Origin of the sequence: Vibrio aquaticus (assembly GCF_003970385.1) — a bacterium.
Lineage (GTDB): Bacteria > Pseudomonadota > Gammaproteobacteria > Enterobacterales > Vibrionaceae > Vibrio > Vibrio aquaticus.
This window is the reverse complement of the sequence record NZ_RXZH01000007.1, coordinates 184,021-209,926: the sequence shown is the minus strand read 5'-3', so window position 1 is coordinate 209,926 and position 25,906 is coordinate 184,021. Positions and strand designations below refer to the sequence as shown.

Below are 25,906 nucleotides of genomic sequence, written 5' to 3'. Positions count from 1 at the left end.
TCTGATTACTCCTCAACTTTAACCATGTAGAAAACTTTGTTGATCATGCCGCGCACGCACGGAGTATCTTCAAGTTCTACAGTGTGGTTGATTTTACGAAGGCCTAGACCTTTAAGACACGCTTTGTGCTTAGGTAGACGACCAATTGAGCTTTTAGTTTGAGTTACTTTAATAGTTGCCATGGTGTTCTTACTCCGAAATAGATTCAACAGTTAGACCACGTTTAGCAGCAACCATTTCTGGTGACTTCACACTACCTAGTGCATCGATCGTTGCACGAACGATGTTGATAGGGTTCGTAGAACCGTATGCTTTAGATAGTACGTTGTGTACACCAGCAACTTCTAGTACTGCACGCATAGCGCCGCCGGCGATAACACCAGTACCTTCAGCAGCAGGCTGCATGTAAACTTTAGAGCCCGAATGGCGACCTTTCACTGGGTGGTGAAGAGTGCCTTCGTTAAGCGCGATCGTAGTCATGTTACGACGTGCTTTTTCCATTGCTTTTTGAATCGCAGCAGGTACTTCACGAGCTTTGCCGTAACCGAAACCTACGCGACCGTTACCGTCACCAACTACTGTTAGTGCAGTGAAGCTCATGATTCGACCACCTTTAACCGTCTTAGATACACGGTTAACTGCGATTAATTTTTCTTGCAAATCATTCGCTTGAACTTGTTGTTCTTTAGCCATCTTCCAACCCTACCTTAGAATTTCAGACCAGCTTCGCGAGCAGATTCTGCTAGCGCCGCTACTCGACCGTGGTATTGGAAACCAGAACGATCAAATGCAACTGAAGCTACGCCTTTTTCAAGAGCGCGCTCAGCAACAGCTTTACCTACTGCTTTAGCTGCATCGATGTTACTAGTGTTCTTAACTTGCTCACGGATCGCTTTTTCTACAGTAGAAGCTGCTGCGATAACCTCAGAGCCGTTAGCTGCAATCACCTGTGCGTACACGTGACGAGGAGTACGGTGTACTACTAGGCGAGTTGCACCCAGTTCTGCAATCTTACGACGTGCACGTGTAGCACGACGGATGCGAGATGCTTTCTTATCCATAGTGTTACCTTACTTCTTCTTAGCTTCTTTAGTACGCACATTTTCATCTGCGTAACGAACACCTTTACCTTTGTAAGGCTCAGGCTCACGGTAAGAACGAATGTCAGCCGCAACTTGACCAACTAGTTGCTTGTCACAACCAGTGATAACGATTTCAGTTTGGCTTGGACATTCAGCTTTAATACCCGCTGGCAACTCGTGCTCAACTGGGTGAGAGAAGCCAAGTGTTAGACCTACAGCGTTGCCTTTAATAGCAGCACGGTAACCAACACCTTTAAGAGTTAGCTTCTTAGTAAAGCCTTCAGTAACACCAACAACCATGTTGTTAACTAGAGCGCGAGCAGTACCTGCTTGTGCCCATGCGTTAGCAACACCTTCGCGTGGACCGAAAGTAAGATTGTTTTCTTCCTGAGCTACAACTACTGCGTTGTTAAGAACGCGTGATAGTTCGCCTTTAGCACCTTTTACAGTGATTTCTTGGCCGTTTAGTTTCACCTCTACGCCAGCTGGAATAGCGACAGGTGCTTTAGCAACACGAGACATAGTCTACTCCTTATTAAGCTACGTAAGCGATGATTTCACCACCAAGACCTGCTTTACGTGCAGCGCGGTCTGACATAAGACCCTTGGAAGTTGAAACGATAGCAACACCAAGACCACCCATTACAGAAGGAAGATCATCTTTCTTCTTGTAAACACGTAGACCTGGACGAGAAACACGTTTAAGTTGCTCGATTACTGGTTTAGCTTGGAAGTACTTAAGAGTAACTTCAAGCTCAGGTTTAACTTCGCCTTCAACAGCGAAATCAACGATGTAACCTTCAGCTTTTAGTAGTGCAGCAATTGCAACTTTAAGCTTTGAAGAAGGCATTTTAACAGCAACTTTGTTTGCTGCCTGACCGTTACGAACGCGGGTCAGCATATCCGAAATCGGATCTTGCATGCTCATATGATTTACTCCAAATGATTAAGTGGCAATTACCAGCTAGCCTTACGAAGTCCAGGAATCTCGCCTTTCATGCAAGCTTCACGAACTTTGATACGGCTTAGACCGAACTTACGTAGGTAACCGTGTGGACGACCAGTTTGGTTGCAACGGTTGCGCTGACGTGATGCACTTGAATCACGTGGAAGAGATTGCAGTGTAAGAACTGCGTTCCAACGATCTTCTTCAGATGCGTTTACATCGCTGATGATAGCTTTTAGCGCTGCACGCTTTTCAGCGAACTTTGCTACTAGCTTCGCACGTTTAGCTTCACGTGCTTTCATTGAATTTTTAGCCATAACAGTAACCCTTCACCTTACTTACGGAATGGGAAGTTAAAGGCAGCCAGCAGAGCTCGGCCTTCCTCATCAGTACCAGCAGACGTCGTAATAGTGATGTCTAGACCGCGTACTTTATCAACTTTATCAAAGTCGATTTCCGGGAAGATGATTTGCTCGCGAACGCCCATGCTGTAGTTACCGCGTCCGTCAAAAGACTTAGCGCTAACGCCACGGAAGTCACGTACTCGTGGAAGAGCGATGTTAATCAAACGCTCAAGAAAATCCCACATACGTTCGCCACGCAAGGTTACTTTACAACCGATAGGGTAGCCTTCGCGGATTTTGAAACCTGCAACAGATTTGCGAGCTTTAGTGATAAGTGGCTTTTGACCAGAGATCGTTGCCATATCAGCAGCTGCATTTTCTAGCAGTTTCTTATCGTTGATTGCTTCACCAACACCCATGTTTAGGGTGATTTTCTCGATTCTAGGGACTTGCATGACGCTTGTGTAGCTAAACTGTTTGGTCAGTTCAGCGACTACAGACGACTTGTAGTAATCATGCAGTTTCGCCATAGTAGAACTCCAAATTACTTCTATTAGTTAGAAACGATTTCGTTGTTAGACTTAAAGAAACGTACTTTCTTACCATCTTCAAAACGGAAACCGATACGGTCAGCTTTACCAGTAGCTGCGTTAAAGATTGCAACGTTAGAAGCATCAATTGCTGCTTCTTGTTCAACGATGCCACCTTGTTGACCTAGAGCCGGAACCGGCTTTTGGTGCTTCTTAACAAGGTTGATACCTTCAACGATAACTTTACCGGTTGCTAGAACCTTAGTTACTTTACCTTTCTTGCCTTTGTCTTTACCAGCAAGAACGATTACTTCGTCATTACGACGGATTTTAGCTGCCATTTCTACGTGCTCCTTACAGAACTTCTGGAGCCAGTGAAACGATCTTCATGAACTTATCGCCACGAAGTTCGCGTGTCACAGGACCAAAGATACGTGTACCGATTGGTTGCTCAGTGTTGTCGTTCAACAATACGCAAGCGTTTCGGTCGAAGCGAATGACAGAACCGTCAGGACGACGTACGCCTTTACGGGTGCGCACTACCACCGCCTTCAGAACGTCACCTTTCTTAACTTTACCGCGAGGAATTGCTTCCTTAACAGTAACTTTGATAACGTCACCGATATGTGCATAACGGCGGTGAGAGCCACCCAGAACCTTAATACACATTACGCTGCGTGCGCCTGAGTTATCAGCTGCGTCCAGCATACTTTGCATTTGGATCATGTTAGTGCTCCGCTAAATATAAAAAAAACTAGACCCTCTCGGGTCGGGCTGCCTCTTTAAAAGGGACGCGAATTGTACCACCCTTTTTTCGAATTGGGTAGTCAAAAAATAAACGGCTCCAAAAATAATTTTGGAGCCGTTTAATTTCATAGAATTAGCCGAAGATTAACCTTTAGCTTTTTCTAGAACTTTTACCAAAGTCCAAGACTTAGTCTTAGACAGTGGACGACACTCTGCGATTTCAACGTTGTCGCCTAGGCCACATTCGTTGTTCTCGTCATGTGCGTGTACTTTAGTCGTGCGCTTTACGTATTTACCGTAAATTGGGTGTTTAACCATGCGCTCGATAGCAACTACGATAGACTTGTCCATCTTGTCGCTAACTACACGACCTTGTTGAGTACGTTTTACTTCGCTCATTATGCGCCTGCCTTCTCAGTCAAAACAGTTTTCACACGTGCGATATCACGGCGTACAGCTTTCAGAGTATGAGTTTGCTGTAGCTGACCAGTCGCAGCCTGCATGCGCAGGTTGAACTGTTCGCGTAGCAAATTCAATAGCTCAGCGTTAAGCTCTTCAACGCTTTTCTCGCGTAGATCTTGTGCTTTCATCACATCACCTGCTTAGTTACAAATGTAGTTTTGAATGGCAGTTTACGAGCCGCTAGGCGGAACGCTTCACGTGCCAACTCTTCAGGTACACCACCCATTTCGTACATAACCTTACCAGGTTGGATTTGGGCTACCCAGTACTCAACGTTACCTTTACCCTTACCCTGACGAACTTCAAGTGGTTTTTCTGTGATAGGCTTGTCTGGGAACACACGGATCCAGATTTTACCTTGACGCTTAACGTGACGTGTCATTGCACGACGTGCCGCTTCGATTTGACGAGCAGTTAGACGACCACGGCCAGTAGCTTTAAGACCGAATTCGCCGAAGCTTACATCAGTACCTTTAGCTAGACCACGGTTACGACCAGTCTGAACCTTACGGAACTTAGTACGTTTAGGTTGTAGCATCTGTCGACTCCTTACTTACGGCCTTTGCGCTGCTTCTTAGGCTTATCGCCTTTAGGCTCTACAGCGTTAGCTGCAGGCATACCGCCTAGGATCTCACCTTTGAAGATCCAAGTCTTAATGCCGATCACACCGTATTGAGTGTGAGCCGAAGAAGTTGCGTAATCAATGTCAGCACGTAGAGTGTGTAGAGGTACACGACCTTCACGGTACCACTCAGAACGTGCGATTTCAGCGCCGCCTAGACGACCACTTACTTCTACTTTGATGCCTTTAGCGCCTAGACGCATAGCGTTTTGTACCGCGCGCTTCATAGCACGACGGAACATAACACGACGCTCTAGCTGAGACGCGATGCTATCACCAACAAGCTGTGCATCTAGCTCAGGCTTACGTACTTCAGCGATGTTAATCTGCGCTGGTACACCTGCGATTTTAGCTACAGCTGCACGTAGTTTCTCTACGTCTTCACCTTTCTTACCGATTACTACGCCTGGACGAGCAGTGTGAATAGTCACACGGATGCTCTTAGCAGGACGCTCGATAACGATGCGTGAAAGTGATGCTTTTTTCAGTTCACTTGTAAGGAACTGACGTACCTTGAAGTCGCCGTCTAGGTTGTCAGCGAAATCTTTGGTGTTAGCAAACCATGTAGCATTCCAAGGCTTAACGATGCCTAGACGAATACCATTTGGATGTACTTTTTGACCCATTGCTTACTCTCCTAGTCTCTTAGCGATCTGCAACAACAACAGTGATGTGGCTAGAACGCTTCAAGATACGATCCGCACGACCTTTAGCACGAGGCATAATACGCTTCATGATCGGGCCTTCATCTACGAAGATTTTTGCGACATTTAGATCGTCGATATCTGCGCCTTCATTGTGCTCCGCGTTAGCGATAGCTGACTCAAGAACTTTCTTGATCAGTTCAGCAGCTTTTTTGTTGCTGAACGTTAGAATTTCTAGAGCCTGGTCTACAGATTTACCACGAATTTGATCCGCAACTAAGCGAGCTTTCTGAGGCGAAATGCGAGCAAAGTTATGTTTAGCTAGTGCTTCCATTATCTACTCCTTAACGCTTCTTCGCTTTCTTATCCACGACATGGCCGCGGTAAGTACGAGTTGGTGCGAATTCACCCAGTTTGTGACCGATCATTTCTTCGGTAACGAAAACTGGTACGTGCTGACGACCATTATGGACAGCGATGGTCAAACCAATCATTGATGGGATGATCATTGAACGACGGGACCAAGTCTTAATAGGCTTTTTGTCTCCGCTTTCCACCGCTTTCTCTACCTTCTTCAGCAAGTGTAGGTCAATAAATGGACCTTTCTTGAGAGAACGTGGCATGGCGATTCCTCTTTATATAGATTACTTGTTACGACGACGTACGATGTACTTGTCAGTGCGTTTGTTCTTACGAGTCTTGAAGCCTTTAGTTGGCTGACCCCAAGGTGAAACTGGGTGACGACCACCAGATGTACGGCCTTCACCACCACCGTGTGGGTGGTCTACTGGGTTCATTACCACACCGCGAACGGTTGGACGAACACCGCGCCAGCGGTTAGCACCAGCTTTACCAAGTTCACGTAGCATGTGCTCAGAGTTACCAACTTCACCGATCGTTGCACGACCTTCAGAAAGTACTTTGCGCATTTCGCCAGAACGTAGACGGATAGTTACGTATGCACCGTCGCGAGCAACGATTTGAGCATATGCACCAGCCGAACGAGCTAGCTGACCACCTTTACCAGGTTTTAGTTCAACGTTGTGTACAGTTGAACCTACTGGGATGTTACGCATTGGTAGAGTGTTACCAGCTTTGATTGGTGCATCAACACCTGACTGGATAGCATCACCTGCGTTAACACCTTTAGGTGCTAGGATGTAACGACGCTCACCGTCTGCGTACAGAACTAGAGCGATGTTAGCGCTACGGTTTGGATCGTATTCAAGACGCTCAACTTTCGCTGGGATACCGTCTTTAGTACGTTTGAAGTCAATTACACGGTAGTGGTGCTTGTGACCACCGCCGATGTGACGTACTGTGATACGACCGTTGTTGTTACGACCACCGTTCTTAGAGTTTTTCTCTAGAAGAGGTGCGTATGGCTTACCCTTGTGTAGGTCAGCGTTAACAACTTTTACAACGTGACGACGACCAGGGGAAGTCGGCTTACATTTAACAATAGCCATTCTTAACTACTCCTGTTATTCCGCGCCGCCAACGAAGTCAAGATCTTGACCTTCTTTCAGAGTAACGTACGCTTTCTTAACGTCGCTGCGGCGACCTTGGCGTAGACCCTGACGTTTGGTCTTACCCTTAGTAATAAGAGTATTTACAGACTTAACTTCAACTTCAAATAGCTTTTCTACAGCTGCTTTGATCTCTTTTTTAGTTGCATCTTTAGCTACTTTGAAAACGATAGTGTTCGCTTTCTCAGCTGCCATAGTTGCTTTTTCAGAGATGTGCGGTGCACGTAGAACTTTTAGGATACGCTCTTCAGTGATCATGCTAGCATCTCCTCTACTTGTTTAACTGCATCAGCAGTAATTACAACTTTGTCAAACGCAATTAGAGAAACTGGGTCAATACCAGCTACGTCACGTGCGTCAACTTTGTATAGGTTACGAGCAGCTAAGAATAGGTTCTCATCTACTTCGCTAGTCACGATTAAAGCGTCAGTTAGCTCAAGCTCTTTAAGCTTAGCAACTAGTTCTTTAGTCTTTGGTGCTTCTACTGAGAAGTTATCAACAACGATTAGACGCTCTTGACGAACTAGCTCAGAAAGAATGCTCTTCATAGCACCACGGTACATTTTTTTGTTTACTTTTTGGCTGTGATCTTGTGGTTTCGCAGCAAAAGTAACACCACCTGTACGCCAGATTGGGCTACGGATAGTACCAGCACGCGCACGGCCAGTACCTTTTTGACGCCATGGCTTAGCGCCACCGCCAGAAACTTCTGAACGTGTTTTCTGAGCACGAGTACCTTGACGAGCACCTGCTGCAAATGCAACAACTACTTGGTGTACAAGAGCTTCGTTAAACTCACGTCCGAAAGTAGTTTCGGAAACAGTTAGTGCATCAGCACCTTTAACCATTAGTTCCATTACTTACTCCTGAGACGTTATGCTTTAACAGCTGGTTTAACGATCACGTTACCGCCAGTTGCGCCTGGGACTGCACCTTTAATAAGAAGCAGATTGCGCTCAGCGTCAACACGTACGATCTCTAGGTTTTGAGTCGTTACACGCTCAGCACCCATGTGACCTGCCATTTTCTTGCCTTTAAATACGCGACCTGGAGTTTGACATTGGCCAATAGAACCAGGAGCACGGTGAGACAATGAGTTACCGTGAGTCATATCTTGAGTACGGAAGTTCCAACGCTTAACAGCGCCTTGGAAACCTTTACCCTTAGATGTACCAGTAACGTCTACTTTCTTTGTTTCGTTGAATAGTTCAACTGTTAGCTCAGCGCCAACTGCGAACTCTTCATCGTTTTCCAAACGGAATTCCCAAAGACCACGACCAGCTTCAACACCAGCTTTAGCAAAGTGACCTGCTTCTGGCTTAGATACGCGGTTAGCTTTCTTAGCACCAGTAGTTACCTGGATTGCTGCGTAGCCATCTGTCTCAAGAGTTTTAACTTGAGAAACACGGTTAGCTTCAACCTCAACAACTGTTACTGGGATAGAAACGCCTTCTTCAGTAAATACGCGGGTCATGCCCACTTTACGACCGATTAGACCAATCATTCTTCTAATCTCCCTTAACCTAGGCTAATTTGAACGTCAACGCCCGCAGCAAGGTCTAGACGCATTAGAGCATCAACAGTTTTGTCTGTTGGCTCAACGATGTCGATTAGACGCTTGTGAGTACGAATTTCGTACTGGTCACGTGCTTTCTTGTTAACGTGTGGAGAGATAAGAACTGTGAAACGCTCTTTACGAGTAGGTAGTGGGATTGGACCACGAACCTGTGCGCCAGTGCGCTTAGCTGTTTCAACGATTTCCGCTGTAGAAGCATCGATTAGTTTGTAATCGAAAGCTTTTAGGCGGATACGGATACGTTGGTTCTGCATGAGACAGAGCTCCAATATTAAAAATTACACAAACAATATCGCCACTCAGACTCGTCAAGACGAGAGAATGTGCGATTGATTTATGTGAAACCGTAACTTCCAAGATTAGGAAGTATTGTCAGTTAATTTTCGATTAACTACCCCTATGTACCAGAATCACGTCTGGGGATAGTTATTCCGAAGAATAAGTAGCTAATTGTATTAACCGCGAACATAAGCTGAGTCTACATTACCTAACAAATCCTCAGATTTGTCAGCTCCTCTTCGCTCATTGGTTCACAACTGGCTTAACCAGTGCGACGCATTATACAGATCACAGTTTTACATGCAAGTGCTGTTTGAAAATTAATCGCGTAATGTGGGGGAGGAGTCCGAGTCTCTTAAAACTAAAAGCTAGTCGAATTCGTTGCGAGATTCCCTACTCCCTCATTCTTCGGTCTATGGAATGACGTGCCTTTAAGGCCTAAACCAAAAAAGCGCAGGCTGAACAAACAGCCTGCGCTTTACTAAGTATAATTGTAGTAATGCTATTGAGCTAAACGCTGACGCACGGCTTCAAATAGACAAACGCCCGAAGCAACAGATACGTTCAAGCTTGAAACACTGCCCGCCATAGGAATCTTGATCAGGTCATCACATGTTTCACGGGTTAGGCGACGCATGCCGTCACCTTCTGCGCCCATTACGATAGCAAGTGAGCCCGTTAGCTTCGCTTGGTAGATATCTTGAGTTGCTTCACCCGCTGTACCCACAAACCAAACGCCCTGCTCTTGCAGTGTGCGCATGGTACGTGCCAAGTTCGTCACTCGAACCAAAGGTACGGCTTCGGCTGCGCCGCATGCAACTTTACTGACTGTAGCAGTAATATTTGCTGACTTGTCCTTTGGTACGATAACCGCAGCCACACCAGCCGCATCCGCATTACGTAAACATGCGCCTAGGTTATGTGGATCCGTTACGCCATCAAGAACCAGTAATAGTGGCGCTTCATGCTTAGCAAGAATGTCATCGAGATCATTTTCATTCAGCTGCTTAGCCGGTTTAACTCGGGCCATGATGCCTTGGTGGTTGGCACCACGCGCTTTGTCATCCAGTGTCTTACGTGTCATTTGTTGAATCGACACGCCACACACTTGCAGCTCATTTAAAATCGGCATTAAACGGTCATCTTGACGACCTTTCAGCACAAATGCTTCGATAAAACGCTCAGGTTCACGCTCTAAGACTGCTTTTACTGCGTGAATACCGTAGATAAATTCGTTACTCATTTAAAAACCTATTGGGTTAATTCTTACTGTGCTGGCTTTGGGCTACGCTTGGTTTTCTTTGGTTTAGCGCCCGGCTTTTTCTTACGAGCCTTGGTCACTTTCGGTTTTTTAGCCGCGCCTTGTGACTCTGGTTTTTCAGGTCGCTTAGTAGGCTCAACCTCTGGGCTCGCCTTACGACCACCTTTGGTTGCCGCACGTTTTTTCTCTTTGGCTTTTCTCTTAGCCTCTGCCGCTCGCTTCTTGGCGGTCTTTCCTTCGCCGCGTAGCTTACGACTTGTACCGACTAATTCAAAGTCAATTTGGCGATCATCAAGGTTTACCGCCAGCACTTTCACTTTAACCGCATCGCCTAATCGGTAGATAGCACCAAAGCTTTCACCAATCAGTCTTTGACCAATCGGATCAAATTGATAGTAATCGTTGGCCAGTGCTGAAATATGCACTAAGCCATCAATGTGTAGGTCAGTTAATCGCACAAAGAAGCCAAAGCCGGTCACATTGGCAATCACGCCATCGAGCTCTTCACCAACATGATCTTGCATGTATTCACACTTAAGCCAATCTGACACTTCACGGGTCGCATCATCAGCACGGCGCTCTGTCATAGAACACTGCTCACCGTAGAAGTCCATATCATCAAACGAGTAGTGGTATCCACCCGTTGGCGTCCAACGATCTTTCAGTGTGCCGTTTTCTTTTGCGATAAGGTATTTGATTGCGCGATGCAGCAATAAGTCAGGGTAGCGTCGAATTGGTGACGTAAAGTGCGCATAACGTTTAAGTGCCAGACCAAAGTGACCACAGTTATCGGCGTTATATACTGCCTGCTTCATTGAGCGAAGCAGCATCGTTTGAATTAACTCTTTATCTTGACGCTCGGCTATCAGCTTAATCAGATCAGCGTAGTCCGTTGGCGATGGCTCTAAACCACCATTTAGGTGCAAACCTAGCTCACCAAGGAAATCACGGAAACCTTGCAGACGCAGTTCACCCGGAGATTCGTGAATACGATATAGCGCCGCTTCTTTCGCTTTCTCGACTAAAGACGCAGAGGCGATATTGGCCAGAATCATACACTCTTCGATCAGCTTATGAGCGTCATTGCGAATCACAGGTTCAATGCTGTCAATCTTACGCTCAGCATTGAAGATAAACTTAGTTTCTACCGTCTCAAACTCAATCGCGCCACGATTATCACGAGCATGCTTAAGCACTTTGTACATTCTGTGCAGCTCTTCTAGATGAGGAACGACTGGCTCGTAGCGAGTACGCAGCTCTTCATCCCCTTCTAGAATATCGTGAACCTTGTTGTAGGTTAGACGTGCATGAGAGTTCATCACCGCTTCATAGTGCTTGTAACCCGAGAGCTTACCCGTTTCCGAGATCGTCATCTCACACACCATACACAGTCGGTCGACCTGAGGGTTGAGTGAACATAAGCCGTTCGATAGCACTTCTGGTAGCATTGGCACGACTTGTGATGGGAAGTAAACCGAGTTACCACGGTTAATCGCTTCTTTATCTAACGCTGAGTCTGGGCGAACGTAATAACTTACGTCGGCAATCGCAACCCACAGACGCCAGCCACCACTTTTTTTCTTTTCACAGAATACGGCATCATCGAAATCACGCGCATCTTCGCCATCAATTGTAACGAGTGGCAAATCACGTAAATCAACGCGTCCTACTTTCGCTTCTTCTGGTACTTCCTCACCTAAGCCTTCAATCTGCTTATCAACGGCTTCAGGCCATTCGTGAGGAATTTGGTGAGTGCGAATCGCAATCTGTGTTTCCATACCCGGCGCCATGTTTTCGCCCAATACTTCCACCACTTTACCCATCATGCCACGTGAACGAGAACCACGATCGGTAATCTCAATCACCACGACATTACCCATACGAGCACCAGCACGAAGCTCATTTGGGATCAGAATATCTTGGCAAATGCGAGAATCATCGGCCACAACGTAAGAATAGCCATACTCTAAGAAGAAACGACCCACAATCTGTGTTTGACGCTCTTCTAAAACGCGTACCAATCGCCCTTCCTTACGGCCACGTTTTGAGTTATCTGTTGGCTGCACTAATACAAAGTCACCATGGATGATATTTTTCATCTGGTGATGTGGCAGTACGATGTCATTGTCTTTGCCGACACTTCCTTCTGGGCGAACCCAACCATGGCCATCTTTATGACCAATGACATAACCTTTAATCATTTCGAGCTTTTCAGGCAATGCGTAACACTGGCGACGAGTAAACACGAGCTGACCATCACGCTCCATAGCACGAAGTCTGCGGCGAAGCCCCTCGTAGTGATCTTCTCCTGAAAGCTTCAGCGCTTCAAACAGGTCATTACGGTTCATTGGAACCCCTGCTTGGCTTAAAAATTCAAGAATGTACTCTCGGCTCGGGATCGGATTTTCATAATTTTCCGATTCACGAGCTGCAAATGGGTCATTATGGGTATTGTCTGACATAGGCACGCCTAATTAAGAAGGAAGGGAATTAAATCTAGTATATCTGACTCATGCAGTAAGCTACAGTTTGCTAGAGATAAAAAGGGAATTTTCCACCGCTTTTTCATAACTTAGCATCAACCTTCACAACCCTTTACACCATACGATAAAGATCACACTTCTGTGCAAACCACAAAGCAAACGATTGCAGACAAAAATATCAGGAGTATGATTCGGACAAATTTCCTTGTTCCTCCTATTACGGGTATCGCTATGAGTATGAAGCGCACAATACTTGCCACTGCTATTGCTGGTCTTGGCCTCTTTTCTTTTTCAACTTCTGCTGCTGAAAAAGTAGACTTGATGATCACTGATGCAATGGTCCTGACTATGAACCAAGATAAAACGGTTTATGAAAACGGTACTGTTGTAGTAAAAGGCAACAAAATCATCGCAGTCGGTGACGAATCTCTAGAGAAGCAATACAAAGCCAAGAAGGTATTGGATGCTGACGGCGACATTGTGATGCCTGGTCTTATCAATACTCACACTCACGTATCAATGACGGTGTTCCGCTCTCTTGCGGATGATGTGCCAGATCGCTTACACCGCTATATTTTCCCTCTTGAAGCTAAACTGGTTTCTCGTGATATGGTTCGTATTGGCGCGAACCTAGGTAACGTAGAGATGGTTAAGGGCGGCGTAACAACTTACGCAGACATGTACTACTTCGAAGATGAAGTGGCGAAAACCGTCGATAAAATCGGTATGCGTGCTGTGCTAGGCGAAACCGTGATTAAGTTCCCTGTGGCAGATGCAGCCAACGCGGAAGAAGGTATTAAGTACGCGCTGAACTTCATTGAAGAATACAAAGACCATCCACGTATTACGCCAGCCTTCGCGCCACATGCGCCTTACACAAACACCACTGAGATTCTGCAGAAGGTTGCGAAGCTCTCTCTAGAACACGATGTACCTGTGATGATTCACCTAGCAGAATCTCACCGTGAAGAAGAGAAAATTGCTAAACGTGCAGATGGTCTATCTCCAGTTCAGTACATGCATAGCATCGGTGCGTTAAACAAGAACCTGGTTGGCGCACATATGATCTTAGTTGATGATGAAGACATCAAACTGGTTAAAGAATCTGACATGGGCGTGGCACACAACATGAGTGCGAACATCAAATCAGCGAAAGGCGTTTCACCTGCACTTAAAATGTATGATGAAGATGTACGTATTGGCCTAGGTACGGACGGCCCGATGTCAGGTAACACACTGAGCACGATCGATGAGTTCAACCAAGTGGCTAAGGTTCACAAGCTAGTCAACAAAGACCGTGCTGCTATGCCTCCAATCAAAGTCATTGATATGGCGACGATGGGCGCAGCGAAAGCACTGCATATGGAAGATAAAATTGGCTCTCTGGAAGTCGGCAAGCTGGCGGATATCATCGTCGTTGATACCAAGGCGCCAAACATGGTCCCTGTTTACAATCCATATTCAGCACTGGTTTACTCTGCAAACTCTGCGAACGTGAAACACACCATTGTCGATGGCAACATCATCATGAAAGACCGCGAAATGCTTACGGTTGATGAGGATGAAATCCGCGAAGAAGCGCTTGAGTTTACTAAAGTGGTTCGCGAGACAGTGATCGAGTCAGGTGAAGTGGTTCAATAACCACGTTCCCAAAGACGACAATGCCCAGCAAGTGCTGGGCATTTTTGTTTCTAGTGCTACCGACCGAGTGCAGTCAGTCAGTCGCGTTCGATAATTTACTCGTTTACCAGAAGGTGTCGCGCTTTTTAGCTCGGGCGATTATGTTCTGTGGCATTCGCCTTTCTAGGCCTTGCCTTAAGACACTAATGCGCTTGTGGGTCCTTTGGTCTGCGGTGATTGAGTTGTACAACCAACGATAGGCATCTTCATAATCCAGCGGGCTACCGTAATCACGCAGCAGTAATTCCGCCAAATGAATACGTGCATTTAAGTTACCCATAGCCGCCGCTTCACGTAGATAAGGAATTGCTCGCTCTTTATCTTGCTGAACAATCGTGCCACGTGAGTAGTAACGGCCAATTTGCTCTAGCGCTGCCGGTAAACCTTGATGCGCTGCATTTTCCATGTAGTAAAGGCCAAGTTCTACGTCTTGCTCTACACATACACCCCACGCAAGCATGTCACCATACAAAAATTCGTATGCCGGTAAGCTAATGCGAGTTGCACGAGCCACAATGTCTTCCACTAACTGGCAGCTATCGGCTTTTACGCGTTCTAGGTGTTGATTGTTGTTGATCAGTTTAATCAGTTCAGCTTCGGTATAAATTGGGATGGGCTCACCAATACCAGACGAGTCATTCGCCTGAACCACAGATGCGCTCAACGCCAATACCATCGAAGCCGCTAATTTCCTTAGCTTCATTTTCTGCACTCTATACTTCGATTCATCCACACTGCCTGTACTATGAGTAAACAGCCAGTGAGGTGTTTGCCACTTCATGCGGCAAGCTTGATACCTTTATCGGCAAACGTTGCTAACTCTTTAATCGAAATTGCCGCCATTTGGCAAATTGTTGCCGTTAGTCGCTCGAATCGCAAGGAAAAAGAACAAAAAAAAGCCAGCGATAAACGCTGGCTTTTGCAACTGTCTGAACAATCAGAAATTAAGCACCGTATGGGTGAACTTTGATGATTGTTTCGTTACGGTCAGGACCTGTAGAGATAATGTCTACTGGTACACCCGTTAGTTCTTCGATACGTTTGATGTAATCAAGAGCAGCTTGTGGAAGCGCATCGATTGATTTAGCACCAAATGTTGTCTCAGACCAACCAGGCATTGTTTCGTAGATTGGCGTTGCTTCTTCGAATGACTCAGCAGCCATTGGAGAAACCTCTAGGATAGCGCCATCTTTCATCTTGTAACCAGTACAGATCTTGATCTCTTTAAGACCATCAAGAACGTCTAGCTTAGTTAGACACATACCCGTTAGTGAGTTGATTTGGATTGCACGGCGCATTGCCACTGCATCAAACCAACCTGTACGACGTAGACGACCTGTTGTTGCGCCAAACTCGTGGCCAACATCGCCTAGGTGCTTACCAACTGGGTCTTGCTTATCTAGACCATCGTAAAGTTCTGTAGGGAATGGACCTGAACCAACGCGAGTACAGTACGCCTTAGTAATACCAAGGATGTAACCGATGTGACGAGGACCAAAACCAGAACCTGCAGCAACACCACCAGCAGTCGTGTTAGAAGAAGTTACGTATGGGTAAGTACCGTGGTCGATATCTAGTAGCGTACCTTGAGCGCCTTCGAACATAATCTTGTCGCCGCGCTTACGTGCTGCGTCTAGTTCGTCAGTTACGTCCATAACCATTGAAGTTAGTAGTTCTGCGTAACCCATGCACTGTTCAAGAACGTCTTCGTAGCTTACTGTGTCAGCTTTGTAGAAGTGCTCTAGCTGGAAGTTATGGAATTCCATTACTTCTTTCAGTTTCTCAGCGAACATTTCTTTATCGAAAAGGTCACCAACGCGTAGGCCGCGACGAGCAACTTTATCTTCGTAAGCTGGACCGATACCACGACCCGTTGTACCGATAGCTTTCGCGCCACGAGCGATTTCACGCGCGTTGTCGATAGCAATGTGGTACGGAAGAATTAGAGGACAAGCTTCAGAAACGAAAAGACGCTCGCGTACTGGGATACCGCGCTCTTCAAGAGGCTTCATTTCTTTAAGAAGTGCTTCAGGCGAGAGTACAACGCCGTTACCGATAACACATTTTACGTTATCGCGTAGGATGCCTGATGGAATTAAGTGAAGAACGGTTTTTTCACCGTCAATGACTAGTGTGTGGCCTGCATTGTGACCGCCTTGGTAGCGAACCACATATTTTGCATCTTCAGTTAAAAGGTCAACAATTTTACCTTTACCTTCGTCACCCCATTGGGTGCCCAGAACGACTACGTTATTTCCCATCTTTCCAGTATCTGTTGCTAGTTAAAAATGGATTCTAGCACTGAATCACATTTCTTGCAGTCATTTTTTAATCATGCAGACGTAATATGGAGGAAATCCATTTGGGCTGAAATTAACACCGAAATAAATCAGCCAGTTAGTCTCAGCCATGGAAGGTTATGCTGCCGTGACGTTATTCATTAGCATAAATTTTGACGCTAACATTACCATCAATGTCGATGGCGGCACGATACATACCGGAACTGTTCATCGCGAAATGGATCTCACCTTGTGCGTCTACCGCGATAAGGCCACCTTCACCGCCCATCTCTTTGAGCTCGCCTTGAATGACCGTTTCACTCGCCGTATGTACATCTTCTTTCAAGTAACGCATTCGCGCAGCAACATCGCCCGCCACCGTTTTGCGAATAAAGTACTCACCCATTCCCGTGGTTGAAACGGCAACGTTGCCATTTTCGGCATAGGTACCCGCGCCAATGATTGATGAATCCCCGACTCGGCCATATTTCTTGTTGGTCACGCCGCCGGTGCTGGTTGCTGCTGCTAAGTTGCCATGCTGATCTAATGCAACCGCCCCAACTGTGCCGTATTTTTTATCATCTGGGTACTTAGATTCTGACAGGGCAAATAGACCTTTTTCTTTCATCGACAGCAGTTGGTCGTAACGACGGTCAGTGAAGAAATAATCTTGCTCGGTAAACTCATAACCGTGCTCAAAAGCAAACTCTTCTGCCCCTTCACCAATCAGTAAGACATGATTGCTCTTGTTCATTACATCGCGGGCAAGTTCTATCGGGTTTTTGATATGACGGACACCCGCAATCGCACCGGCATCAAGCTCTTTACCGTGCATCACCGACGCATCCATCTCGACCATCTCTTTGTTGGTTAAGACCGAACCTTTACCTGCATTAAAGTTTGGAGAATCTTCCAACACTTTCACTGCGGCGACAACCGCATCAAGCGCATCGCCCGATTCTGATAGCACCTTATAGCCAGCACACACCGAAGCTTCAAGGTCGGCTAGGATAGACGCCTTTAATTCATCACGCATTTGCTCACGTAGAATGGTTCCAGCTCCGCCATGAATGGCGATTGAAAAAGGTTGCGTCATTGGTTGGTCTCCATATCTCTAACGACCTTGTGGTATAGAACAAATAACAAAAAAGGCGCTTCCCGTACAGCGGAAGCGCCTTTTGTATTCTAGTTATCAGCTAACGGATTAGTGAGAACCGCAGCTACCGCCACCGCAGCAGCCGTCTTTTTTCTCTTCACCGTGGTCATGGCCTTCGCCACCACAACAACCGCCTTCATGATCGTGGTCATGGTCGTGACCGCAACCACCAGCTTGGTGTACGTGACCGTGCTCGATCTCTTCTGCAGACGCTTCACGTAGAGCAACAACTTCAACGTCAAACGTTAGCGTTTGACCAGCAAGCATGTGGTTACCGTCAACCACAACTTCTTCACCGTCTACTTCTGTTACTTCAACAGGGATTGGACCTTGGTCAGTATCCGCTAGGAAGCGCATACCTACTTCAATTTCTTCAACGCCTTGGAATACGTTCGCAGGAACACGTTGAACTAGAGCGTCGTTGTGCTCGCCGTACGCTTCTTCTGGAGAAACTGTTACAGAGAACTTAGCGCCAGCTTCCTTACCTTCTAATGCAGTTTCAAGACCTGTGATTAGGTTGTTGTTGCCGTGTAGGTAATCTAGAGGTGCGTCAGTCGTTGATTGGTCTACAACCACGCCATCTTCTAGTTTTACTTGGTAAGCAAGACTTACTACTACGTTCTTTTCAATTTTCATATTGACTCCAAGGAGAATAAAGGACTACGGAAACCACCGTAGCCGTCAAACTTTCTATGGGGGTATTATGGGGATGATTTAGAGAAACTCAATCAATCCGGCTTAAAAATCCCGATCATTTCTTGGCCACTGTGTTCTGTCGAATCAACCGATTCGGGTTTGCGTTGATCTTGATGACCACACTCCACACATTCTACGAGCTCAAGATTGTTCTCTATCCACCAGCGGAGTGTGTCTTGCTCAGTACACTTAGGGCAGCTGGCGCCTGCGATAAATCGTTTTTTCATATTACAACTCTATTGGATTAATCCCAGAAGTTCTTTGCTTGTTGGTCATTTTCCATTTCATGACCAAAAATCTCTTCCAGTTCTTTTCGGGCTTCTTTGGCTCTTTGGGCCAATTGTTTATCATCCTTGTGCTGCGGTAACAGCTCCTTGAGCATAGCATTATCCAGTTTTCTAAAATGCGCTTCCGCTCGCTTTGCTTGATACGGGTGCATGCCTAAATCGACCAATGCTTGGCGACCTAAATCTAACGCCCCTAAGAAAGTTTCGCGGGAGTAGCTTTCAACGCCGTGACTCAATAGCTGGTATGCTTCAACTCGGCTACGAGCACGAGCCAGTAATTTCAGATTCGGGAAGTTGGTTTTACAGATCTCAATGATCTGCATGATTTCATCAGGTGAGTCGGTACAGATGATCATCGCTTCCGCTTTATCGGCACCCGCAGCACGAAGCAAGTCGACTTGAGTCGCATCACCATAAAACACTTTGTAGCCATATTTACGCAGCAGCTGAATTTGGCTGGCATCACTTTCTAGGACAGTGACTTTAATCTTGTTGGCATACATGAGTCGGCCAATGATCTGACCAAAACGACCGAATCCTGCAATGATGACGCGTGGTTGTTTGTTGATGATATCGCTTTGAAGCTCAGACGCGGTTTCTGCGTTGAGTCCTCGTGCATACCACTTACTTTGAGCCATTAGCAGTAACGGGGTGGTTACCATCGACAAACTCACCACCACTAATAAGAAAGCCGTTTGTTCTTGATTAAGTAGCCCTTCACTAGAAGCAGCGGTGAAGATAACAAAAGCGAACTCACCACCTTGGCTTAAGATCGCCGCCATTTTACTGCGTGCTTTTGCTCGGCTGCCTGCAAGACGAGCCAGCAAGTACAAAATCATACCTTTAACGATGACAAGACCAAACACCGCGGCCAAAATTGACCATGGTTGCAGTGCAAGTAGCCCTAAGTTCACTGCCATACCTACGGCAATGAAGAAAAGGCCAAGCAACAAACCTTTGAACGGCTCAATGGCGATTTCAAGTTCGTGACGGTATTCACTTTCAGCTAAGAGCACCCCAGCAAGGAAAGTCCCTAGGGCCATCGAGAGACCAAGCTGCTTCATCATTAAGGCAATGCCGATAACCAGCAACAACGCGGCAACGGTAAACAGCTCTCTCACACCACTGAGCACCACATAGCGGAAAAGAGGTCTTAAGAGGAAATGACCACCAATCAACAAACCACCCACACCGCCGAGCATCCACATAGCATCAAGCCAATTACCCGCCGTGTTTCCGGCTAAAACAGGCAGTAAAGCTAACATCGGGATAACCGCGATATCTTGAAACAGCAAAACAGCAAAGCCTGACTGCCCTGCTTCTTTCCCTGCGAGACCTTGTTCTTCTATAACTCTTAAAGCGATGGCCGTAGACGAAAGTGCTAAACCCATACCAATCACGACACTGGTTTGCCATGAAACACCCGCAAGGTAGGCCACACTGGCGAGGACCAATGTAGTGACAACGACTTGTGCGCCACCGAGCCCTAAAATCGGCCCTTTCATTTGAAACAGCTTTTTCGGGTTTAACTCTAGGCCAATTAAGAACAGAAGGAGCACAACGCCAAACTCAGCAAAGTGAAGAATCGCTTCGACGTCACTGATTAAGCCCAAACCCCAAGGGCCAATCGCCACACCTGCAAGTAAATAACCTAAGACTGAGCCCAAACCTAAGCGCTGGGCAAGAGGCACCGCCACTACCGCAGCGGTTAAGAAAATCGCACTACTTTGCAGAAAGTCATTTTCAAGCGCCATATTGACCTCCTAATTCTTGCGCTAACAAGTGCAAAGGATCATTCAACCATTGACGGTACGCTTCAGCATGTTGATAACGTGCCATCTCACTCACGTTACGCGCCCAATAAAGCACTAACGGCTCAATCCAATGCATTTGGCAAAGTGCCGCTGTAAGCTCAAAAGGTTGTAGGATCTCTGATAAAGGATAGCGGTTATAGCCACCTTTACCGAAAGCATCCTCTTTACCTCCAGTGGTGATCACACTGCGCCAGTACTTCCCTTTCAGCGCTTCGCCACTGCCAAACGCAAAACCTTTGCCAAGCACGCGATCAAGCCACTCTTTTAATAACGCTGGGCAAGAATACATATAAAGCGGGTGATGAAAGACGATCACATCATGCTCATTGAGCAACTGATGCTCGGCTTTCACATCAATAAAGAAATCAGGGTAATGCGCATAGAGATCGTGCACAGTGACGTGCTCAAGCGACTCGATCTTCTTAAGCATCATTTGGTTCGCGACTGACTCGCGCGATTCAGGGTGAGCGTACAGCACCAATACTTTGGGCTTATCAGAAACTAAACTCTGCATTCCTTGGACAGCAATCCTTTTATCATTCATAGCCGAGATGACGGTATTTATTGTAATTTATCGTTATCAGTTTGTTATACGTTGTTAGCCTCAATAACGCAACGATCGACATAGGTAGTTAAGTAACCTACTATTCGACCCAGTACGAGCAAAGACAAAGCAAAAAATTATGATTACCTTCTCTGGCATACAGCTTCTTCGTGGTGGTACACCACTTCTCGATCAAGCATCCGCAACCATTCACCCAGGCGACAAAGTGGGTCTGGTGGGCAAAAACGGTTGTGGTAAATCCACCCTATTCGCCCTAATTAAAGACGAGCTCTCTATAGATGCGGGGAACTTTAGTAAACCTGCACACTGGGAGCTGGCGTGGGTCGCTCAGGAAACACCGGCACTTGAACGCAGTGCGATTGAGTATGTCATTGATGGTGACCGTGAATATCGTGGACTAGAAGCGAAGTTAGCCGAAGCCGAGCAGAAAGATAACGGCACACTTGTGGCAGAGATCCACGGCCAAATCGAAACCATTGGTGGTTATAGCATTCGTGCTCGCGCTGCTGAATTGTTAGATGGCTTGGGCTTTAGCCAAGACCAAATGAGCTGGAGCCTAACCCAGTTCTCGGGTGGTTGGCGTATGCGCTTGAACTTGGCTCAAGCTCTGCTTTGTCGTTCTGACTTATTACTGCTCGATGAACCAACCAACCACTTGGATTTAGACGCCGTGATGTGGCTAGAACGTTGGTTACAAAACTACCCTGGCACACTGGTCTTGATCTCTCACGATCGCGATTTCCTTGATCCGATCGTTGGCCGCATCATTCACGTTGAAAATCAGCAGCTCAATGAATACACGGGTAACTACTCTTCGTTTGAAGATCAACGTGCGCAAAAGCTGATCCTGCAACAAGCTCAATTTGAGAAGCAGCAGAAGCAGATGTCGCACATGCAAAGCTACATTGATCGTTTCCGCTATAAAGCATCAAAAGCTCGCCAAGCACAAAGTCGTGTCAAAGCGCTTGAACGCATGGAAAAGGTTTTGCCTGCTCAATTGGATAACCCGTTTAGCTTCCAGTTCCGCGACCCTGACGCCCTGCCTAACCCAATCATTATGATGGATGAAGTTTCAGCGGGTTACGATGACAACCTGATCCTTGAGAAGATTCGCCTTAACTTAGTGCCGGGCAGCCGCATTGGTCTGCTTGGTCGCAACGGCGCGGGTAAATCTACCCTGATTAAACTACTATCTCGTGAACTGAACCCTCAAGGTGGCGACTTAACTTACTCACAAGGCGTTAAGATTGGCTACTTTGCTCAGCACCAATTAGAGACGCTTCATCCAGAAGAAACACCACTGCAGCACATGATGCAGATTGCCCCAGACAAGAACGAACTTGAACTGCGTAATTACTTAGGCAGCTTTGGCTTCCAAGGTGATAAAGCGCTAGAAAAGGTGGCACCATTCTCCGGCGGTGAAAAAGCGCGTCTGGTTCTGGCATTGATCGTATGGCAAAAGCCGAACTTACTGCTGCTCGATGAACCAACCAACCACTTGGATCTTGATATGCGCCAAGCCCTAACGATGGCGCTGCAAACCTTCGAAGGTGCCATGGTGATTGTCTCGCACGACCGTTACTTGCTACGTGCGACTACCGATGATCTTTATCTTGTTCATGATCGCCAAGTTGCCCCGTTTGATGGTGACTTAAGCGACTACTACAAGTGGTTGACCGATCAGCAAAAAGCCGAGCGAAAAGAAGCGCAAGCAGCTCAACCGGCGAAAGAAACCACCAATAGCGCAGCAGCGAAAAAAGATCTTAAACGCCGCGAAGCTGAGTTCCGTAAACAGACCGCACCAATTCGCAAAAACCTGACAAAACTGGAAGCGAAAATGGATAAGTTAAGTGAATCATTAGCCGAAGCCGAAGCGCAATTGTCAGATAACTCACTTTATGAAGCGGAAAATAAAGCTAAACTTAATGAAGTATTGGCTGTTCAAGCTAACAGCAAAAGTGAACTTGAAGACATTGAAATGGAGTGGATGGCTCTCCAAGAAGAACTAGAACAGATGGAACAGGAGTTCAATAGCCAATGAGTTCAAAGCACGTCAAAGTATCCCTCACACTGGAACGTTTATGGCAATTCAGTTTGCAATATTACGGTGTGCGAGAGGTAAAAGAGGCGTGCTTAAATCTTCAAAATCAATTCAAAGGCAATGTGAACCTTCTGCTGCTGCTCAAATGGCTTGATGAGCAGCAGGTCTGTTTTCAAGAACAAGACTGGCACCGCGTCGAAGAGTGCTTAGGTCGCTCAGAGGCCTTACTCCTCAGCTATAGAGAGCTCAGACGTAAGCTTAAGGTGCAAGTTTCCGATACCCTCTATCGTGAATCTCTCCAATTTGAACTGCAACTCGAAAAGCAGCAGCAATCGGATCTGGTTGATTGCATCAACAGCATCGATCTTACGTACAACCACGGTGAACCTCTCACATTAAGATATTGTCGCCAGCTCGGTGGTGAACAGCTTTACTCCGCGTTTGCAGAACCTATCGACAACATCGCCAACCTGTAAGGTCTATTGGCCGTAGGAATCTTATGACTCAATTTATTGCAGCCAAAGGCTTAACCAATCCACACTTACAAACCCTTGCGCCGCGTTTTATTCGTAAGAAAGCGCTGTTTGAACCCATCTGGCAAACACTCGATACGCCTGATGGTGATTTCCTCGATATCGCTTGGAGCGAAGAACCCAACAGTGAAGCGGCACAGAAAAAGCCAGTGTTCGTTTTGTTTCATGGCTTAGAAGGCTGCTTTTATAGCCCTTACGCCAACGGCCTAATGAACGCGTTCAGTGAAAATGGTTGGCTTGCGGTGATGATGCATTTTCGCGGTTGCAGTGGAAAACCCAACAAACTCGCACGTGCCTATCACTCTGGTGAAGTGGAAGATGCTCGATTCTTTCTTGAGTATCTCGATGGTATTCACCCAAATAAAAACAAAGTCGCGGTAGGTATTTCGTTAGGTGGCAATATGCTGGCGAACTACCTTGCTCAGTACAGTGAAAGGCCACTGATAGACGCCGCTACCATTGTCTCTGCGCCGCTTGACCTATCCGCTTGTTCAGAACGTATCGAGCAAGGCTTCTCTAAGGTATATAAAAACTACCTGCTCTCTTCGCTCAAAAAGAGCGCACTACAAAAGCACCACCTCCTCAAAGGCGAGTTAGGTCTTTCATATCAGTGCATCAAACGCGTCACAAAACTGTATGAATTTGATGATTTAATCACAGCACCACTGCACGGATTCGAAGACGCCGAAGACTACTATCAGCGCTGTTCGGGAATCCATCGTTTGAAAGAGATCACGATTCCGACGCAAATCATTCATGCCAAAGACGATCCCTTTATGACAGACGCTGTTATCCCTAAGTATATTTTGCCAGATAACATCGACTACCGGCTGTTTGACCAAGGTGGTCACGTTGGCTTTGTGACCGGGAGTGCGATTAAGCCACGCTTTTGGTTAGAAGAAGCCCTGCCTGCCTACTATGAAAGTCTGGCGGTTTCGGCATAATACTCTCCCATTCCGTCTTGATAACGAACATAGAATTTTGAGGTATTTATGATTGTTCCTTGGCAACAGATTGACCCAGATACGTTAGAAAACTTAATCAAAGAGTTTGTATTACGTGAGGGAACCGATTACGGCGCGGTCGAAAGATCTCTACAAAGCAAAATCGACCAAATAAAACAGCTGCTCGAATCTGGTGAGGCAGTCGTGGTTTTCTCTGAGTTGCACGAAACGGTCGATATCCAACTCAAAAATCGATTTTAGAGAACCACATACGATGACGCCCCAGCAAAGCATGCTATAGTGGGCGTCGATTACAGGAACGTATTCTCAGACAAGGTTTGTCATGTCAGCAAAACACCCTATTATTGCCGTGACTGGTTCTTCAGGCGCCGGTACCACCACCACTTCAGAAGCTTTCCGCAAGATGTTCAACATGATGAACGTCAAACCAGCATGGGTTGAGGGGGACAGTTTCCACCGCTTTACTCGCCCAGAAATGGACGTAGAAATCCGTAAAGCGCGTGAGCAAGGCCGCCACATTAGCTACTTTGGTCCACAAGCTAATGACTTCCCGGCACTGGCTGAATTTTTTCGTAAATACGGTCATGAGGGCGTAGGCCAAGTTCGCAGCTACCTTCATACCTTTGATGAAGCCGTCCCTTACAACCAAATGCCCGGTACTTTTACTCCTTGGCAAGATTTACCTGAAAACTCAGACGTTCTGTTCTATGAAGGACTGCATGGCGGCGTTGTTGATGGCGATGTGAATGTGGCACAGCATGTCGATTTTCTGATTGGCATGGTCCCGATTGTAAACTTAGAGTGGATTCAGAAATTCGTTCGCGATACCCGTGATCGTGGCCACTCACGTGAAGCAGTAATGGACTCGATCGTTCGCTCAATGGACGACTACCTCAACTACATCACCCCGCAATTTTCTCGTACTCATATTAACTTTCAGCGTGTCCCAACGGTGGATACATCGAACCCATTAAACGCCAAAGGTATTCCAAGCCTTGATGAAAGTTTTGTTGTGATTCGCCTACGCGGCATCAAAAATGTCGATTTTCCTTACCTGTTAGCGATGATTGATGGCTCGTTTATGTCGCGCCACAACACTTTAGTTGTACCTGGCGGCAAGATGAGTTTTGCAATGGAATTGATTGTACGTCCGATTCTTCAACAGCTTATTGAAACGGGCAAAATTGGTTAAGACTCACGACTAGAACACGATTACTTTTCATACCGTGATCATGTGCACAGTTTTGCGTAGTAAATACGCCGTACGACCCGATTAAAATCAAGAAATCGTTTTCGAAAAAGGATACTATTTCTTATCGAAACACAAGATAGCTTGCAGCATTTGTAAAGTGCTCTTATCCTAGTAAGCCAATTTAAGGCTTTGC

Annotated in this window: 35 protein-coding genes; 6 read left to right on the top strand and 29 right to left on the bottom strand. The window is 46.4% G+C overall.

Annotated elements, in window-relative coordinates; genetic code table 11:
- Positions 1–5: 5 nt before the first annotated feature.
- From rpmD to rnr, 22 genes are all read right to left on the bottom strand, one after another.
- Complete coding sequence (gene rpmD / locus EJ063_RS15735) at positions 6–182, bottom strand: 50S ribosomal protein L30 (protein ID WP_006963207.1); 177 nt, start codon at positions 180–182, stop codon at positions 6–8.
- 7 nt (positions 183–189) lie between these two features.
- On the bottom strand, positions 190–693 hold the full coding sequence (gene rpsE / locus EJ063_RS15730; RefSeq protein WP_005597103.1) for a 30S ribosomal protein S5: 504 nt from the start codon (positions 691–693) through the stop codon (positions 190–192).
- 14 nt (positions 694–707) lie between these two features.
- Entirely contained in the window at positions 708–1,061 is a 354-nt protein-coding gene (gene rplR, locus EJ063_RS15725; RefSeq protein ID WP_126575279.1) for a 50S ribosomal protein L18, read from the bottom strand.
- 9 nt (positions 1,062–1,070) lie between these two features.
- Positions 1,071–1,604 carry a 50S ribosomal protein L6 gene (gene rplF, locus EJ063_RS15720; RefSeq protein ID WP_053397133.1) on the bottom strand — a complete coding sequence of 178 codons (534 nt, stop codon included), beginning with the start codon at positions 1,602–1,604 and terminating at the stop codon, positions 1,071–1,073.
- A 13-nt stretch (positions 1,605–1,617) separates the two neighbouring features.
- Positions 1,618–2,010, bottom strand: a complete 393-nt coding sequence (gene rpsH / locus EJ063_RS15715) for a 30S ribosomal protein S8 (protein WP_126575278.1) — start codon at positions 2,008–2,010, stop codon at positions 1,618–1,620.
- A 29-nt stretch (positions 2,011–2,039) separates the two neighbouring features.
- Positions 2,040–2,345, bottom strand: a complete 306-nt coding sequence (gene rpsN / locus EJ063_RS15710) for a 30S ribosomal protein S14 (protein WP_004410442.1) — start codon at positions 2,343–2,345, stop codon at positions 2,040–2,042.
- A 17-nt stretch (positions 2,346–2,362) separates the two neighbouring features.
- Positions 2,363–2,902: a 50S ribosomal protein L5 gene (gene rplE / locus EJ063_RS15705; protein WP_004410443.1), complete on the bottom strand. Its 540-nt coding sequence runs from the start codon at positions 2,900–2,902 to the stop codon at positions 2,363–2,365.
- A 23-nt stretch (positions 2,903–2,925) separates the two neighbouring features.
- Positions 2,926–3,243 (bottom strand): 50S ribosomal protein L24, encoded by a 318-nt coding sequence (gene rplX / locus EJ063_RS15700; protein ID WP_004745885.1) that lies wholly within the window; start codon positions 3,241–3,243, stop codon positions 2,926–2,928.
- Between the two features lie 13 nt (positions 3,244–3,256).
- On the bottom strand, positions 3,257–3,628 hold the full coding sequence (gene rplN, locus EJ063_RS15695) for a 50S ribosomal protein L14 (protein WP_004410450.1): 372 nt from the start codon (positions 3,626–3,628) through the stop codon (positions 3,257–3,259).
- Positions 3,629–3,793: 165 nt separating this feature from the next.
- Positions 3,794–4,048, bottom strand: coding sequence for a 30S ribosomal protein S17 (rpsQ, locus tag EJ063_RS15690; RefSeq protein WP_126575277.1), 255 nt, complete (start codon positions 4,046–4,048; stop codon positions 3,794–3,796).
- On the bottom strand, positions 4,048–4,239 hold the full coding sequence (rpmC, locus tag EJ063_RS15685) for a 50S ribosomal protein L29 (protein WP_004410456.1): 192 nt from the start codon (positions 4,237–4,239) through the stop codon (positions 4,048–4,050). The genes rpsQ and rpmC overlap by 1 nt, the downstream gene beginning before the upstream one ends.
- On the bottom strand, positions 4,239–4,649 hold the full coding sequence (gene rplP / locus EJ063_RS15680) for a 50S ribosomal protein L16 (protein ID WP_004410459.1): 411 nt from the start codon (positions 4,647–4,649) through the stop codon (positions 4,239–4,241). Before rplP ends, rpmC begins: the two co-directional genes overlap by 1 nt.
- 11 nt (positions 4,650–4,660) lie before the next feature.
- Positions 4,661–5,359, bottom strand: a complete 699-nt coding sequence (gene rpsC, locus EJ063_RS15675) for a 30S ribosomal protein S3 (RefSeq protein WP_005383161.1) — start codon at positions 5,357–5,359, stop codon at positions 4,661–4,663.
- Between the two features lie 19 nt (positions 5,360–5,378).
- Complete coding sequence (rplV, locus tag EJ063_RS15670; protein ID WP_004410462.1) at positions 5,379–5,711, bottom strand: 50S ribosomal protein L22; 333 nt, start codon at positions 5,709–5,711, stop codon at positions 5,379–5,381.
- Between the two features lie 10 nt (positions 5,712–5,721).
- Complete coding sequence (rpsS, locus tag EJ063_RS15665) at positions 5,722–6,000, bottom strand: 30S ribosomal protein S19 (protein ID WP_004410465.1); 279 nt, start codon at positions 5,998–6,000, stop codon at positions 5,722–5,724.
- A gap of 21 nt (positions 6,001–6,021) precedes the next feature.
- Positions 6,022–6,846, bottom strand: a complete 825-nt coding sequence (gene rplB / locus EJ063_RS15660; RefSeq protein WP_004410474.1) for a 50S ribosomal protein L2 — start codon at positions 6,844–6,846, stop codon at positions 6,022–6,024.
- Positions 6,847–6,861: 15 nt separating this feature from the next.
- Entirely contained in the window at positions 6,862–7,164 is a 303-nt protein-coding gene (rplW, locus tag EJ063_RS15655; protein WP_004398471.1) for a 50S ribosomal protein L23, read from the bottom strand.
- A complete protein-coding gene (gene rplD / locus EJ063_RS15650; protein WP_004410477.1) occupies positions 7,161–7,763 on the bottom strand; it encodes a 50S ribosomal protein L4 in 603 nt (200 codons plus the stop codon). Before rplD ends, rplW begins: the two co-directional genes overlap by 4 nt.
- Positions 7,764–7,780: 17 nt before the next feature.
- Entirely contained in the window at positions 7,781–8,410 is a 630-nt protein-coding gene (gene rplC, locus EJ063_RS15645) for a 50S ribosomal protein L3 (RefSeq protein WP_126575276.1), read from the bottom strand.
- Between the two features lie 14 nt (positions 8,411–8,424).
- Entirely contained in the window at positions 8,425–8,736 is a 312-nt protein-coding gene (gene rpsJ / locus EJ063_RS15640) for a 30S ribosomal protein S10 (RefSeq protein WP_004410492.1), read from the bottom strand.
- Between the two features lie 527 nt (positions 8,737–9,263).
- Positions 9,264–10,004, bottom strand: a complete 741-nt coding sequence (rlmB, locus tag EJ063_RS15635) for a 23S rRNA (guanosine(2251)-2'-O)-methyltransferase RlmB (protein WP_126575275.1) — start codon at positions 10,002–10,004, stop codon at positions 9,264–9,266.
- Positions 10,005–10,027: 23 nt separating this feature from the next.
- Positions 10,028–12,484 carry a ribonuclease R gene (rnr, locus tag EJ063_RS15630; RefSeq protein WP_126575274.1) on the bottom strand — a complete coding sequence of 819 codons (2,457 nt, stop codon included), beginning with the start codon at positions 12,482–12,484 and terminating at the stop codon, positions 10,028–10,030.
- Positions 12,485–12,736: 252 nt separating this feature from the next.
- Between rnr and EJ063_RS15625 the strand changes: the two genes are divergently transcribed.
- Positions 12,737–14,146, top strand: a complete 1,410-nt coding sequence (locus EJ063_RS15625) for an amidohydrolase (protein ID WP_126575312.1) — start codon at positions 12,737–12,739, stop codon at positions 14,144–14,146.
- A gap of 103 nt (positions 14,147–14,249) precedes the next feature.
- Here the strand turns inward: EJ063_RS15625 and motX are convergent, their stop codons facing one another.
- The 7 genes from motX to kefG form a co-directional block, all read right to left on the bottom strand.
- Positions 14,250–14,888 (bottom strand): flagellar protein MotX, encoded by a 639-nt coding sequence (gene motX / locus EJ063_RS15620; protein WP_126575273.1) that lies wholly within the window; start codon positions 14,886–14,888, stop codon positions 14,250–14,252.
- 241 nt (positions 14,889–15,129) lie between these two features.
- Entirely contained in the window at positions 15,130–16,446 is a 1,317-nt protein-coding gene (locus tag EJ063_RS15610; RefSeq protein WP_126575271.1) for an adenylosuccinate synthase, read from the bottom strand.
- A gap of 172 nt (positions 16,447–16,618) precedes the next feature.
- Positions 16,619–17,560: an isoaspartyl peptidase/L-asparaginase family protein gene (locus EJ063_RS15605; RefSeq protein ID WP_126575270.1), complete on the bottom strand. Its 942-nt coding sequence runs from the start codon at positions 17,558–17,560 to the stop codon at positions 16,619–16,621.
- A gap of 108 nt (positions 17,561–17,668) precedes the next feature.
- Positions 17,669–18,256, bottom strand: a complete 588-nt coding sequence (gene slyD / locus EJ063_RS15600) for a peptidylprolyl isomerase (protein WP_126575269.1) — start codon at positions 18,254–18,256, stop codon at positions 17,669–17,671.
- Between the two features lie 92 nt (positions 18,257–18,348).
- A complete protein-coding gene (locus EJ063_RS15595) occupies positions 18,349–18,543 on the bottom strand; it encodes a YheV family putative zinc ribbon protein (protein ID WP_126575268.1) in 195 nt (64 codons plus the stop codon).
- 17 nt (positions 18,544–18,560) lie between these two features.
- Complete coding sequence (gene kefB / locus EJ063_RS15590) at positions 18,561–20,357, bottom strand: glutathione-regulated potassium-efflux system protein KefB (RefSeq protein ID WP_126575267.1); 1,797 nt, start codon at positions 20,355–20,357, stop codon at positions 18,561–18,563.
- Positions 20,347–20,931 (bottom strand): glutathione-regulated potassium-efflux system ancillary protein KefG, encoded by a 585-nt coding sequence (kefG, locus tag EJ063_RS15585; protein WP_126575266.1) that lies wholly within the window; start codon positions 20,929–20,931, stop codon positions 20,347–20,349. Before kefG ends, kefB begins: the two co-directional genes overlap by 11 nt.
- A 169-nt stretch (positions 20,932–21,100) precedes the next feature.
- Between kefG and EJ063_RS15580 the strand changes: the two genes are divergently transcribed.
- The 5 genes from EJ063_RS15580 to EJ063_RS15560 all read left to right on the top strand — a co-directional run bounded on the left by EJ063_RS15580 (position 21,101) and on the right by EJ063_RS15560 (position 25,713).
- Entirely contained in the window at positions 21,101–23,023 is a 1,923-nt protein-coding gene (locus EJ063_RS15580; RefSeq protein WP_126575265.1) for an ABC transporter ATP-binding protein, read from the top strand.
- Entirely contained in the window at positions 23,020–23,499 is a 480-nt protein-coding gene (locus tag EJ063_RS15575) for a TIGR02444 family protein (protein WP_126575264.1), read from the top strand. The genes EJ063_RS15580 and EJ063_RS15575 overlap by 4 nt, the downstream gene beginning before the upstream one ends.
- Positions 23,500–23,522: 23 nt before the next feature.
- Positions 23,523–24,500 carry a hydrolase gene (locus EJ063_RS15570; RefSeq protein WP_126575263.1) on the top strand — a complete coding sequence of 326 codons (978 nt, stop codon included), beginning with the start codon at positions 23,523–23,525 and terminating at the stop codon, positions 24,498–24,500.
- 48 nt (positions 24,501–24,548) lie between these two features.
- Positions 24,549–24,761, top strand: a complete 213-nt coding sequence (locus EJ063_RS15565; protein ID WP_126575262.1) for a YheU family protein — start codon at positions 24,549–24,551, stop codon at positions 24,759–24,761.
- 82 nt (positions 24,762–24,843) lie between these two features.
- A complete protein-coding gene (locus EJ063_RS15560) occupies positions 24,844–25,713 on the top strand; it encodes a phosphoribulokinase (RefSeq protein WP_126575261.1) in 870 nt (289 codons plus the stop codon).
- Positions 25,714–25,906: the final 193 nt, after the last annotated feature.